This is a genomic window from Actinomycetospora callitridis, assembly GCF_028737265.1.
Taxonomy (GTDB): Bacteria; Actinomycetota; Actinomycetes; order Mycobacteriales; family Pseudonocardiaceae; genus Actinomycetospora; species Actinomycetospora callitridis.
Genome location: NZ_JAQZAK010000004.1, coordinates 476554 through 489978, shown reverse-complemented (window position 1 = coordinate 489978; position 13425 = coordinate 476554). Strand labels below are relative to the sequence as shown.

The 13425-nt window shown below is 75.4% G+C and carries 10 protein-coding genes; 3 read left to right on the top strand and 7 right to left on the bottom strand.

Annotation, left to right across the window (positions count from 1 at the left end):
* Positions 1-92 precede the first annotated feature (92 nt).
* Complete coding sequence (gene obgE, locus PH191_RS16885; protein WP_274195773.1) at positions 93-1598, top strand: GTPase ObgE; 1506 nt, start codon at positions 93-95, stop codon at positions 1596-1598.
* The gene (proB, locus tag PH191_RS16880; protein WP_274195772.1) at positions 1595-2824 is read left to right on the top strand and encodes a glutamate 5-kinase; all 1230 of its coding nucleotides are present in this window, start codon (positions 1595-1597) and stop codon (positions 2822-2824) included. The genes obgE and proB overlap by 4 nt, the downstream gene beginning before the upstream one ends.
* Before the next feature lie 34 nt (positions 2825-2858).
* On the opposite strand, the gene PH191_RS16875 is transcribed toward proB, so the two are convergent.
* Positions 2859-4865, bottom strand: coding sequence for an HNH endonuclease signature motif containing protein (locus tag PH191_RS16875; protein ID WP_274195771.1), 2007 nt, complete (start codon positions 4863-4865; stop codon positions 2859-2861).
* 143 nt (positions 4866-5008) lie between these two features.
* Here PH191_RS16875 and PH191_RS16870 point away from each other — a divergent pair, with 143 nt between their 5' ends.
* Entirely contained in the window at positions 5009-6298 is a 1290-nt protein-coding gene (locus PH191_RS16870) for an aldehyde dehydrogenase family protein (RefSeq protein ID WP_274195770.1), read from the top strand.
* Position 6299: 1 nt separating this feature from the next.
* Here PH191_RS16870 and PH191_RS16865 read toward each other — a convergent pair whose 3' ends face one another.
* The 6 genes from PH191_RS16865 to wsfD form a co-directional block, all read right to left on the bottom strand.
* Positions 6300-7934: an N-acetylmuramoyl-L-alanine amidase gene (locus tag PH191_RS16865; protein ID WP_274195769.1), complete on the bottom strand. Its 1635-nt coding sequence runs from the start codon at positions 7932-7934 to the stop codon at positions 6300-6302.
* A 113-nt stretch (positions 7935-8047) separates the two neighbouring features.
* The gene (locus PH191_RS16860) at positions 8048-8506 is read right to left on the bottom strand and encodes an SRPBCC family protein (RefSeq protein ID WP_274195768.1); all 459 of its coding nucleotides are present in this window, start codon (positions 8504-8506) and stop codon (positions 8048-8050) included.
* 49 nt (positions 8507-8555) lie between these two features.
* Positions 8556-9260, bottom strand: coding sequence for a helix-hairpin-helix domain-containing protein (locus tag PH191_RS16855; protein ID WP_274195767.1), 705 nt, complete (start codon positions 9258-9260; stop codon positions 8556-8558).
* Between the two features lie 11 nt (positions 9261-9271).
* Positions 9272-10780: an acyl-CoA synthetase gene (locus PH191_RS16850; RefSeq protein WP_274195766.1), complete on the bottom strand. Its 1509-nt coding sequence runs from the start codon at positions 10778-10780 to the stop codon at positions 9272-9274.
* 29 nt (positions 10781-10809) lie between these two features.
* Complete coding sequence (locus tag PH191_RS16845; RefSeq protein WP_274195765.1) at positions 10810-11703, bottom strand: MOSC domain-containing protein; 894 nt, start codon at positions 11701-11703, stop codon at positions 10810-10812.
* Between the two features lie 10 nt (positions 11704-11713).
* A complete protein-coding gene (gene wsfD / locus PH191_RS16840; protein ID WP_274195764.1) occupies positions 11714-13420 on the bottom strand; it encodes a glycan biosynthesis hexose transferase WsfD in 1707 nt (568 codons plus the stop codon).
* Positions 13421-13425 lie beyond the last annotated feature (5 nt).

Sequence of the window (13425 nt, the reverse complement as noted above, 5' to 3'; positions counted from 1 at the left end):
GCAGCAGTACCGTCAGGGGTGGGTCCGGGACTCTCGGACCCGCCCCTTTCGTTCGTCTCCACCCCTGCATCCGGAAGGACACCGCACACCCGATGGCCCGGTTCGTCGACCACGTGACGCTGCACGTCACGGCGGGGAGCGGCGGCCACGGGTGCGCGTCGATCCGCCGGGAGAAGTTCGTGCCCCTCGGTGGGCCGGACGGCGGCAACGGCGGGCGCGGCGGGGACGTCGTGCTGGTGGTCGATCCCGGCGTCCACACGCTGCTCGACTTCCACCACCGGCCCCACGCGGTGGCCGGCAACGGGAAGCCGGGCATGGGGAGCTTCCGCCACGGCGCCAACGCCGAGGACATCGAGCTCGCGGTGCCCGAGGGGACGGTCGTGCTCGACACCGACGGCGAGGTCGTCGGCGACCTCACCGGCATCGGCACCCGGCTCGTCGCGGTCCGCGGCGGCCGCGGGGGGCTCGGCAACGCCGCGCTGGCCGGGCCGTCGCGCAAGGCCCCGGGCTTCGCGCTGCTCGGCGAGCCGGGGGAGTCGCGCGACCTCGTGCTCGAGCTGCGTTCGATGGCCGACGTCGGGCTGGTCGGCTACCCGAGCGCGGGCAAGTCCTCGCTGGTCAGCGCCATCAGCGCGGCCAAGCCCAAGATCGCCGACTACCCGTTCACCACGCTGGCGCCCAACCTCGGGGTGGTCTCGGCGGGCGGCAGCACCTACACGGTCGCCGACGTCCCGGGCCTCATCCCCGGCGCCAGCGAGGGCAAGGGCCTCGGGCTGGACTTCCTGCGCCACATCGAGCGCTGCTCGGTGCTCGTGCACGTCGTGGACTGCGCCACGTTCGAGCCCGACCGCGACCCGGTGTCCGACATCCGCGCGCTCGAGGCCGAGCTCGCCGCCTACACCCCGGCGCTGGGCACCGACCTCGCCGCGCGCCCCCGGATCGTCGCCCTGAACAAGATCGACGTGCCGGACGCCGCCGATCTCGCGGAAATGGTGCGCGCGGAGGTGGCCGAGTTCGGCTGGCCGGTCGTGGAGATCTCCACCGCGAGCCACGCCGGCCTGCAGGAGCTGGCCTACAAGATGGCCGCGGCCGTCGACGAGGCGCGCGCCACCGCCGCTCCCTCGACCGCCCCGCGTGTCGTCCTGCGTCCGACGGCCGTCGACGACACCGGCTTCACGGTCGGCCGCGACCCCGAGGAGGGGTTCCTCGTCCGGGGCGAGAAGCCCGAGCGCTGGGTGCGGCAGACCGACTTCACCAACGACGAGGCCGTCGGCTACCTCGCCGACCGGCTCGCCCGTCTCGGGGTCGAGGAGGCCCTCGCCGAGGCCGGGGCGGTGCCCGGCGACATGGTGACGATCGGCATCAACACCTTCGACTGGGAGCCCTCGACGCCGGCCGGCGTGGCGGCGATGCGCGGCAACCGCGGCACCGACCCCCGCCTCGAGGGCATCGACAACGTGGACCGGGCGTCCGCGGCCGAGCGTCGCGCGGCCCGCGACGAGCGCCGCCGTCACCGCGACGACGACGAGCTCGGCATCGCGCCGTGGCACGAGGACTACGAGGACGTGCCCGCCGAACTCCGCGGCGACGATCGATGACTGCCCGCGAGGCCGTCGCCGGGGCGCGGCGGCTGGTGGTGAAGATCGGGTCGACGTCGCTCACGTCGGTCGACGGCGGGCTCGACGTGGGGCGCCTCGACGCGCTCGTCGACGCCGTCGCCGCCCGGGCGGCCGGCACCCAGGTGGTGCTCGTGTCGTCCGGGGCGATCGCGGCGGGCCTGCGTCCGCTCGGACTCCCGCGCCGGCCCCGGGACCTCGCGACGCAGCAGGCCGCCGCGGGCGTCGGCCAGCTGCACCTCACCCGGGCCTACGCCGAGGCCTTCGCCCGCCACGGCCGCACCGTGGGGCAGGTCCTGCTCACGTCCCACGACGTCGTGCGGCGCCAGCCCTACCGCAACGCCCAGCGGACGTTCGAGCGCCTGCTCGGGCTCGGTGTCGTCCCGGTGGTCAACGAGAACGACACCGTGGCCACCGACGAGATCCGGTTCGGGGACAACGACCGGCTGGCTGCGCTCGTGGCCCACGTGATCTCGGCCGACGCGTTGGTGCTGCTCAGCGACGTCGCCGGGGTCTACGACGCCGACCCGCGCGACCCCGGGGCCACGCTGGTCCGGGAGGTCACGGGCGGCGCCGACCTCGCCGGCGTGCGCGTCGGCAAGACGTCCTCGCTGGGCACCGGCGGGATGGCCTCCAAGCTCGCCGCGGCGGACCTCGCCAGCGGCGCCGGCGTGCCCGTCCTGGTGGCCGCGGCCGCCGACGCCCCGGCCGCGCTCGACGGCGCCGAGGTCGGGACGGTGTTCGCGCCCCACGGCCCGCGGCTGTCGGCCCGCCGCTTCTGGCTGCGGCACATGGCCGGTACGCGCGGGCGGCTCCACCTCGACGCCGGCGCGGTGAAGGCCGTGGTCGGGCGCCGGCGATCCCTGCTCGCGGCCGGGATCGTGGGTTCGGACGGCGACTTCGAGGCCGGCGACGTCGTCGACCTCGTCGACCCGCGGGGGGACGTCGTCGCCCGCGGGGTCGTCGCCTTCGACGCCGAGGAGCTCCCGGAGATCTCCGGACGGTCCAGCGAGGACCTGGCGCCGGAGCACCGGCGCGAGGTGGTGCACGCGGACGATCTTGTCCCGGTCGGTGCGACGCTCGTGGGCACCGGTCCCGCGGCTACCACTCCCGCGCCTACCGACCCCGCGGGCACCGCTCCTTCGGCGGCCGACCCCACCTGCGAGCCCGCCGCCGCCGACCCCGCCGCCACCAGCCCCCCGAGCTGACGCGTCCCCGCAGCGGTCGGGCGGCCGCGCCGCGTCAGAAGGGCGGCGGGTCGTCGGCGGCGTGCACCGGCGGCGGGATCGCGGGTCCGTGGTTGATGGCGCCCAAGCCCGTCCTGCGGACGAACCGCTGCCGCCAGCCGGGATCGTCCTCGCTCCAGCCCTCGTCGGGCAGGGGCCGGGGCCGCGTGGACGGTCGGGGCCGGGGGAGCGGCTCGAGGATCCTCTTGGGCAGGGTCGTGTGGTGGACGCCGGCGCGGGTGCGGATCTCGAAGCGGCCCGGGGTCGGTTGCCGGACCCGCCACCCGCCGTGGTGCTTCGCGCGGTGGTGGTGGCGGTCCCAGACGCCGAGGTTCCAGGGCGAGGTCGGGCCGCCCAGGGCGTGGTCGACGGTGTGGTCGAGGTCGGCCTTGTGGGCGGGGCGCCGGCAGCCGGGCGCGACGCAGTGCCGGTCGCGGACCCGGACCCAGCGGTCGACCTCGGCGCGCGGGCGTCGCCGTGCGGGATCGCCGGTCTGTTCCCGTGGCGGGCGGCCGAGGCGCGAGGTGACCTCGGGGAGCCGCTGCTGGAGCTCGGCGAGCAGCGGAGCCCAGGCCCCGTGCTCGTGAGGATCGAGGGCGGCCAGCAGCGTCGTCGGGACCTGGAGCTCGACGATGGCGGTGCACGGCTCGTCCCCGGGGGCCCGTGGTGGGCACGGGCCGCGGGGGCGGGGTCGTCGGCGGGCGAGCAGAACGTGCTGGAGGCGCCCGTCGTCGTCGGTGAGCACCACCCGCCACTCGCCATGGCGATGCCGGAGGAGCATGGCGCGGGCGTCGCCGGCGAGCACGGTGCCGTAGCCGGGGACCGTGCCCGGGAGCTGGTCGAGCCCGAGGGCCGTCGAGAGCCGCAGGCGGAGCCCCGAGGTCCCGCTGCGCACGCGTCCCGGGCCGGGCTCGGGGCCGTCGAGCATCGGCGGAAGGTCGTGCTCGGGAAGGTCCCGGAGGTCGAGGACACCCTGCATCGGCGTCTCGCCGGCGGTAGCCCCCGCGGCGTCGGGGCCGCGATCATCGGGACTGTGGTCGTCCGGCGTGCCCGTGCCGTCGTCGGAGCTGTGGTCGTCGGAGCCGTGGTCGTCGGGGCCGTAGTCGTCCCGCGAGCCCGGTCCGTCGTCGGGCCCCGAGTCGTCCGGCCCCGAGTCGTCCGGCCTCGGGTCGTCCTGCCTCGGGTCGTCCGACCCGGCGGGCGGCGGGTCCCGGTACTCCGCGGCCAGCGTGAGGGCCACGTGCCGGTCGTCGAGGCCCGCCACGGAGCCGTCGAGCAGACGCGCGGCGACTGCAGCGCGCAGGGCACCGACCGGGATCAGCACCCCCAGCCCCCGCACCGCGGCGGCGAGGGCGTCGACCCGGTCGCGCATGGACAGGCCGTCGACGGCGTTGACGTCGCAGATCGACAGGGTGGCCGTGCCCGACGGGTTGGGCGACAGGATCACCCGGGCGTTCTTCTCGGCGCGCTTCTGGCGTCGCTTCGCCCACTCCGGATCGAGCGCGGCCGCGGTCTCCTCGATGCGGCGGATGAGCTCGCCCACCGGCAGCTCGGGAGCCTCGGGCAGGAGCTCGGAGCAGACGAGACGGGCGTGATCGTCGGCGAGGTCGCGCGTCCACTCGCAGAACCGCTGCGCCTTGGGCTCGTCCAGCCACCCGCTCCGGAGCGCGTCGCCGACCTCGGGCAACCGACCGAACAGATCGTCGGCCAGGTCGAGCTTGCGGCCCGACATCGTGCGCGACCAGCCCAGGATCGCGGAGATCTCGTCGCCGGAGAACTCGTCGAGCTCCGGGCGCCGATCGGTGCGGCCGGCCTGCGCGCGGCCCAGGTGGTGGATGGCCTCCAGGAAGCCCGCCGCGGCCTGGCTCTGGGCCCGCGCGCACGCCCGGACGTAGGACGCCAGGTCCTCACCGGTCAGCGCCGCCGGCGACAGCCGCTCCAGGGCGTCGACCAGCTCCGCGCCCGGCGCGAGCGCATCCAGCTCGGCCGCGAGGCCGGACCGGACGTCCTGGTCGATGCTCACGGGGACGACGTTAGGGCCGACCCCCGACAGCGACGGCCGAGAACGGGGGCTCCCAGGCCCCCAGCGAGGTCACGGAACGGTCACGATTCCCTGCTCGAGAGCCCGGGCCTCCTGGACCGGACGGGGTGGGCACAATGGCGGGCGTGACGAGCCCGACCGCGACCACCCCGACCACGCAGCGCACGCCCACCGAGATCGTCACCGACTGCGGCCGCCGCGCTGCGGCGGCCGCCCCGCGGATGGCGGCGGCGACCGACCACGAGGTCGCGACCGCGCTGCGCGGCATGGCGACCCTGCTCGTCGAGGCCGCCGACACCGTGCTCGAGGCCAACGCCGCGGACGTCGAGGCCGCCGAGAGCGCGGGGACCACCTCCGCGCTCGTCGACCGCCTGCGCCTCGACCGCGCGCGCCTCGAGGGCATGGCCCGGTCGCTGGTCGAGCTCGCCGACATCCCGACGCCGGAGGTCGACACCGTCCTCGAGGAGCGCCCGGACGGGCTGCGCCTGATCGAGCGTCGTCGGCCCGTCGGCGTGATCGGGGCGAACTTCGAGGCGCGTCCCAACGTCGTCGTCGACGTCGCCTCCCAGCTGCTGAAGTCGCGCAACGCGGGGGTCCTGCGCACCGGCGGCGCGGCGCTCGCCTCGGCCACCGCGCTGATGGAGGCCGTCGTCGCCCCCGCACTCGCCGGCGCGGGCCTGGACCCCGACTCCGTCGTGCTCGTCACCGACCCGCGCCGCGAGTGCGCCGTCGAGCTGGTGCGCCGCCCGGGCCTGATCCCGCTGGTCATCCTGCGCGGCTCCGGCGACACGACGCGCTCGCTCGGTCTCGAGGCGGCCCAGCACGGGGTGCGCACGCTCGCCCACGCCGACGGCGGCGGCGTGCTCTACGTCGACCGTGCCGCGCCCCTCGAGCTCGCGCACACGCTCGTGACCTCGTCGATCGACCGGCTCGGCGTCTGCAACCGCCTGAACCTCCTGCTCGTCGACCGGCACCGGTGGGACGAGCTGGTCCCGGACCTGGTCGCGCTCCTCGAGGGACACGGTCTGCGCGCGTCGATGCCCCCGCACGAGCACGCGCTCGGCCACGAGTGGGCGCTCGACGACGGGAACGAGGCGACGGTGACCCTGGCGCCCGTGGACGGCCCGGCCGACGCGGCCACCACGGCCAACCGCGAGACGTCGGGGCTCGCCGCGACGATCGTGACCTCCGACGAGGCCTCGGCGCGGGAGTTCCTCGACACCTACGCCGGCACCGGCGCCTTCTGGAACGCCACCACCCGGCTGCTCGACGGCGTCAAGCTGCGCCGCGTCCCGGAGACCGGCATCAACGTCGACCACGTCCCCGGCCCCCGCGGCCCCGTGGTCTTCACCGACCTCTGCCTGCGCCAGTACGTCGTGGTCCCCGCGTCGACCGCGATCGGGCACCCCGAGTAGCTCACGCGTTCGTCGTCACGGCCCCGGAGCTCGTGTTGAGTCGCAGGTAGCCGCGCTCGAAGTTCTGGCGCACCCCGCCGGTGACCGCGAACTGGTCGCCCTTCGGGTAGCCCAGGCTCGACCGCTCGGAGCCCAGCTGGGCCCAGCGCGTGAGGATCGGGCCCCGCACGGGCCAGGCCCCCGTCGCCGAGGTCCAGTAGACGACGCCGGACTGGAACTGGTTGTAGCGCCCGCGCCCGTCCGGGGTGGCCTTCTCGTCGGTCCGCGGCAGGCCGAGCACCGAGCCCGCGGCCCCGAGGGCGTCGTACCGGGAGTTGATGACGCCCTGCACCGACCAGGCCCCCGTGGCGCTCGACCAGTAGACCGCGCCGTTGCTCCCGGAGAACCGGGTCACGCGCGCCGACCTCGACGTCGGGCTCTCGACCACCGACGGCTCGGCGAGCACGCTGCGCTGCGCCAGCCACTTCTGCCGGATCGGGTAGGTCGCGAGGTTGCCGACCAGCGCCGCGGTGCGCGAGCGGATGGTGGGCATGGAGCGGATGCCGGTGTTGCCCGGGCACTCGGTGGCGCCCACGTCGCGGTGCGCGAACACGGTCGGCAGCGTCACCGCGCGGCCCTTCGGGTAGCGCGACGTGCCGCCTCCGCCGCTGGTCAGCGTGACCGTGGCGTTCGGGTCGCGGTAGAGCCCGCCCAGCTTGTAGGCCGCGAGCTGCGCGGTCGCCTCGACGGTGGCGGCCGGCGGGGCGACCGAGGTGAAGTCGCCCATCATCCCGATGCCGAAGGTCTCGCGGTTGAACCCGCCGGCGTGCGCGGCGATCACCGAGCGAGCCAGGCCCCCGGCCCGCCCCTCGAACACCGTCCCGTACCGGTCGACGAGGACGTTGTAGCCGATGTCGCCCCAGCCCTGGGTGCGGGCGTGGTAGGTGTAGATCCCCCGGACGATGGCCGCGGACTCGGCGGCCGAGTAGGCGTTGGTGCCCGCCGTGTGGTGGATGGTCACCGCCCGCACGGTGGGGGTGTACTCCGGTGTCCACGTCATCAGGCGCTCGTCGGCGCCCCACTGCGCGCGGGTCACCACGGCCGGGCTGCTCGGGCTGCCCGTCGCCCCGCCGGGGGTGACGGCCGCCGCGGCGATCCGGGCGTCGTTGCTGCCGGTCCCGGGGTCGATCGAGGTGAGCGCCACCCGCTGGGTCACCGGCTGCCCGTCGGTGCTCGCCCGGACCTGCACCTCCTTGCTGTCGGCCACCCAGACCGGTTCGGTGCCGGTCGAGGCGGCGCGCCGCCCGTCGCGCTCGGTGTCGACCGGGTCGACCCGGGTCCACGGCCCGAACAGGCCGGTGGCGAGCCGGCTGCGCAGCTCGATGACCTGCGGTGTCGCCCCGGTCCAGGTCACCGCGACGAGCTTGAGCGGGTCGGGGCTCGTGGCCTGCCGTGCGCCGCCCGAGTCGGGGGAGGGGCTCGGCGTGGTGAGCTGCTCGTCCTCCACCTGCGCCGGCGTCGCGGCCGCGGACGGGAGCCGGGCGGGCTCGACGTCTTCGGTCTGGGCCGGCGGTGGCGCCATGCCGATCGACGGGGCGGCCATCGCCGGCACCGCCGGCACCCCCGTCGCCACCAGCACCGCCGCGAGCGGAGCCACCAGCCCCGCACCCACCCAACGCCCTGCAGCCCGCGTGCTACGGCCCACGATCCCCCCGATCGGTCGTCCACAGGGAGAACGCGCGGGGGGTTCGGGAGATACGGGGAGGCTGATCAGCCGCCGGACTCGGCGATCGCCTTGATCTTCTGCAGCGTCGCCCGCATGTTCGCCCGGTTGGTCCGCCCGCGGGCCCAGCCGGCCAGCGTCCAGTAGAGCCGCGTCCCGATGCTCGGGGTGAGGCGGAACGACTCGGTGACGTCGGTGCCGTCGTCCTCGGGCTGGAACCGGTAGTGCCAGTTGTTGATCGGGCGTCCGCCGACCAGCACCTCGAACCCGAACTCGCGGCCCGGCTTGCACGCGGTGATGCGGCAGGTCGACCAGTAGGTCGGGCCCCGGCCGTTGCGGTGCACGTGCCCGCGGAAGCGTGTGCCGACCGCCGGCCCGGTCGCGCCGTCGAGCCACTCGGCCTCGAAGGTCTCCTCGCTGTAGCGGTGCGTCTGCGTGACGTCCGAGACCAGCTCCCACACCGTCTCCGGCGACGCCCGGATGTGCTCGGTCACCGCGTCCTGCATCGCCCACTCCTCGGTCCGGTCCGGCTGGGCCGCACCGTCCCACACGCGCTCAGCGCGCGAGCACCACGGCTCGGTCGCGGACGTAGTCCCAGATGTCGTAGGGCAGGTCCGCCCAGGCGAACACGTCCTCGACGGTGGCGAACCGGCCCGCCGCGGAGCGGCACGCGACGATGCGCTCGGCGTGCTCCGGCGCGATCCCGCAGGTCCGGGCGATGGCCTGGGCCGGCGCGGCGTTGAGGTCGACGAGCCCACCGTCGTCGTAGGAGCGCGGCAGGTCCGGGCGCCCGACGCGCAGCTCGTGGGCCAGCAGGGGGTCCTGCGCGGCGAGACGGCGGGCCTCGTCGCGACGACCGCGCGCCGCGAGCGCGGCGGCGACGGCCGGGTCCGGCAGCGGGCGGTCCCAGCCGGTGGGCCGGGCCCGGGGACCGAACACCTGGTGCCGCACCACGATCAGCGCGGCCAGCCCGCCGACGAACAGCGTCAGGATGCTCATCGAGGAGAGGGTCGCGAACAGGCCGGTCGTGGAGCCGTCGGGACCGCGGTCCGCCGCGCCGACGAACACGAAGGTCGCGACCACGAGCACGAGCGACGCGACCGCGGCGACCACGTGCCACGGCCGCCGGGTGCGGACGGCGGCGGAGGCCAACGGCACCGGGAGCAGGAGCCCGGCGCCGAGCAGGTGGACGATGAACCACCAGCCGCCGCGGGTGAACCAGTTCCCGTGCCGCTCGGACGACGCCGGCGGGCCGGCCACCCGCGGGCCGCTCAGGACGGCACCTGGTCGCGCAGGACCCGCTTGAGCAGCTTCCCCGACTGGTTGCGGGGCAGCTCGTCCACGACGTGGATGCTCTTCGGCGTCTTGTAGCCCGCGAGCCGCCCGCGGGCGTGCGCGATCAGCTCGTCGGTCGACACCTCGCCCTTGAGCACCACGAACGCCGCCACCGCCTCGATCCAGCGCTCGTCGGGCACCCCGATCACCGCGGCCTCGGCGACGGCCTCGTGGGTGTAGAGCGCGTCCTCGACCTCGCGGGACGCGACCAGCACGCCGCCGGTGTTGATCACGTCCTTGATGCGGTCGACGACGGTGATGTACCCCTGCTCGTCGATCCGCACGAGGTCGCCCGAGTGGAACCAGCCGTCGCGGAACGCCTCGGCGGTCTCCTCGGGCTTGTCCCAGTAGCCCTCGCAGAGCTGGGGCGAGCGGTACACGACCTCGCCGGTGCCGCCGGGCTCGACGTCGTCGCCCCGGTCGTCGATCACCCGGAGCTCGACGAACAGCACCGGGCGCCCGCACGACTCCGGGCGCTCGTCGTGCTCCTCGGGCTGCAGCACGGTGGCGAGCGGGCCGATCTCCGACTGCCCGAAGCAGTTGTAGACCGCGAGCCCCGGCAGGTGCTCACGCAGCCGGGCGAGCACCGGGCCGGGCATGATCGACGCGCCGTAGAACGCCTTGCGCAGGCTCGAGAGGTCCCGCGTGCCGAAGTCCGCGTGGTTCGCCAGCGGCACCCACACCGTCGGGGCGAGGAAGAGCGCGCCCAGCCGGTCGTCCTCGACCCGGCGCAGGATCTCCGGGATGTCGGGCGCCTCCATGAGGTGGTTGACCGCGCCGACCATCAGGTAGGGCATGAGGAAGCAGTGCATGCCCGCCGAGTGGTACAGCGGCATCGGGTGCAGCGGGTCGTCCCCGTCGCCCATCCCCATCGCGTGCACGCACGAGACGTACTCGTGCACCAGCGCGCGGTGGGTCATCATCGCGCCCTTGGGCCGCGACGTGGTGCCCGACGTGTAGAGCAGCTGGACGAGGTCGGTGTCGGCGACGGTGCTGGTCAGCTCCGGGAGCTCGCCGGTGCGGGCGCGCTCCAGCAGGGAGCCCGCCGCGTCGCGCAGCGGGACCACCTGCTTCGGCTGACTGTCCAGCGCGTCGACGGGCCCGGCCAGCGCCGGGTCGATGAGCAGCAGGCGGCTGCCCGACTGCTCGACCAGGTAACCGAGCTCCTCGCCCGTGAGCGCGTAGTTGATCGGCACGTGGACCGCGCCGAGCCGGGCGCACCCCAGGAAGGCGAGCAGGTAGGCGTCGGAGTTGCGCCCGTAGGCGGCGACGCGGTCGCCGGCGGACACTCCCATCTCGCCGAGGTAGCCCGCGGCGCGGGTGACGGCGTCGTCGAGCTCCCGGTAGGTCCACGTCCGGTCGGCGAAGTGCAGGGCGACACGGTCGGGGGTGCGGCGCGCGCTGCGCGCCAGCACCCCGTCGACCGTGCTCGAACGGGGATCCACGGGGGTGTCCTCCTCGACGGCGCGGACGGTCAGGCGTGGGCGTCGCCGACGGCGACCTCGCCACCCGCGGCGACGTCGGCGTAGACGCCGGCGCACGCCCACTTCCCGGCGACCTCGGGCTTGTCGATCTGGATGCGGTTGTTCTTCGCGACCGTGCGCAGGGTGTTGCGGTCCTCGGGGAGATCGCCCTGGGCCATCGTGGTCATGACGCAGCGCATGGTCTGGAAGGTGTACGCCACCCGCACGTCGTCGCCGAGGGTCATCTCCTGCCCGGGCCAGTCGTTCTCGACGAAGCCGGGCGGGGTGTCGGCGAGGACGACGTTCGGCCGGTAGCGGCGCACGTCGAACTCGCTCTCCGGCGCCAGCTCCCGCAGCCGCGCGAGGGTCGACTCGGTGACGACGTGCAGCGCCGCGAGGTCGTAGAAGCGGCCGGGCGGGGCGAAGGCGGCGACGTCGAAGTGGCTGATCGCCTCCCCGGTGTCCTCCTGGCGCTTGGTGGTCGCCTCGATGATGTGCTCCGGACCCAGCTCGGCGCGCTCGAGGCCGTCGATGTCCACCCAGAGCTCCTCGAACGCCACACCGTCCGGCGGCGTGGTGATCAGCTTGACCTCGCGGCCGAGCACGTCGGAGAGCGCCTGGTCGATGTCGGCGTCGTCGCTGCGGCGCGTGGACCCGTCGGGGAACGTGATGACCACGGGCGGTGCCGCTTCCCCGGCCACGGGCTCGCCGGCGAACGACGCCGAGAACTCGAGCAGCTTCGCCCAGCGCTTCGGGACCTTGGCGCTGGCGACGATGCCGGTCTCGACGTCGAGGACGGCGTAGGCGCGGTCGCCCAGCACCCCCCGCTCGTCGAACGTGGCGCGCGACAGGGACTCTCCGAGCATCGACTTGACGGGGTAGCGGTACAGAGCGGCGATGGTCACACCGGAGTGGTTACCACCCGGCGGCGTCATCGGGAACCGGCCGCGCGGTCGGGTCTGCCCGATCGTCTGTCCGGTCTCCGCGATCCCCTCGGGCGTGGAGCCTCCCGGCGCCGGCGGCCACACCGCTCGCCACCAGCGTCGCGGCCGTGACGACGAGCAGGTACGAGCCGAGCCACACGTGCTTGGCGAGCTCGCAGTACCCGTCGCCGAGCACCGCGACGAGCACGATCCCGAGCGCGGTGACGGCGAGCGCGCCCGCGGTGAGCGCGAGCCCCCGGGCCGTGGGGGTCGTCGCGGCCGCCAGGCGCGGGACGCGGGAGGCGATCAGCGCCAGCGCCGCGGCCAGGAGGGCCAGGACGACGACCGTCGGCGGCACCCAGCGTCCCGGCAGCCCGTCGAAGTACACGAACGTCGGGCCCATCAGCTGCGAGCCCTCGGGGTAGGAGGGCCGGGGGATCTCGCCGCTGACGGTGCGCGGCCCGCCCGTCTCGCTCGCGAGGTAGGGGATGTGGGGCCGCAGGGTGGCGACGAGTCCCCGGTGCACCATCCGGGCCAGGACGAGCGGGTGCTGCGCCACCCAGAGACGCGCCGCGGAGCGCAGCTCGTCGGGCCGCGCGCCCACCGTCTCCGCCCAGCCCGGCACGCTGCGCCCGCCGTCGAGGTAGAAGTGCTGGCCGGCCTGCCCGAACGCCTCGGGGCGCAGGCCGAGCGCGCCCGTCGCCGCCGGCCCCGACTCGGGGAGCACGGCGGTGAACGCGAGGTTGTGGGCGTTGACCTTGTCGTAGGCCGCGTCCTGGGCCGCGACCCCGGAGAGCACCGCCGGCACGGCGACGGCGACGGCGAGCAGGGCGACGGCGAGCCCCGGCGCCCGGCGCCACCACCGCCGGACGCCGACCGTGACGACCGCGCAGACCCCGACCGCCACGAGCCCGACGGGCAGGAACCCCGGCTTGCCCGTGGCGGCGACGACGCCGCCCAGGGCGATCAGGCCGAGGGCCGCCGCCCGCGCGCCCCGGTCGGTCGGACGGGTGGCGGCGACCGTCAGCAGACCCCACGCCATCCAGGCGGCGCCGAGCAGGCCGGCGGACTCGCTGAAGGAGGAGACCAGGAAGCGGGACCACCACGGGACGGCGAGCAGCGGGAGCAGGGGTGGCACGACCACCGCGAGCAGGACCGGGGCGACCCGTCCGGCGCGCCGACCGGCCAATGAAGGGGCGGACGTGGCGGCGAAGGTGGCGATGCCCGCGCCGGCGGCGAGGAGGCCCGCGTAGACCGCGGCCAGCCACTCCAGCGAGAAGCGGTCGGACCCGTCCGGGGCCGGGGGCGTGGCGTCGAGGGCGGTGGTGACCGCGACGGTGGCCTGCAGCACGAGCCCGGCGGAGGTGGTGGGTGCCTCGCGGGGGCAGCCGGGGCCGCCGGTGCGGTACTCGGTGACGGCGACCCCGTGGCCGGGGGCGGCGCGGTCGGAGGTGTCGGGCACGAGATCGGCGACGCAGTACAGGCGGATGGCGTCGCCGTTGTCCGCGGCACCGATGGCGTCCCCGCCCACCAGGCCCAGCCGGACGAGCAGCCCCGCGCCCACGAGCAGCGCGACCCCGACGGCGAGCAGCAGCCGGATCCCGCGGCCGACGACCGGCGCCCGGGGCGGGCCCTCGGGGCGCAGGTCTCCCTCGACGGGGTGCTCGGTGCGCTCACCGACCGTCGTCCCGGCGGTCATCGTCC

Coding starts and splice junctions, on each gene's coding strand:
- obgE (WP_274195773.1), top strand. CDS start 93: ATGGCCCGGTTCGTCGACCACGTGACGCTGCACGTCACGGCGGGGAGC.
- proB (WP_274195772.1), top strand. CDS start 1,595: ATGACTGCCCGCGAGGCCGTCGCCGGGGCGCGGCGGCTGGTGGTGAAG.
- PH191_RS16860 (WP_274195768.1), bottom strand. CDS start 8,506: ATGCAGGACGCGGTGACCGAGCACATCCGGGCGTCGCCGGAGACGGTG.
- wsfD (WP_274195764.1), bottom strand. CDS start 13,420: ATGACCGCCGGGACGACGGTCGGTGAGCGCACCGAGCACCCCGTCGAG.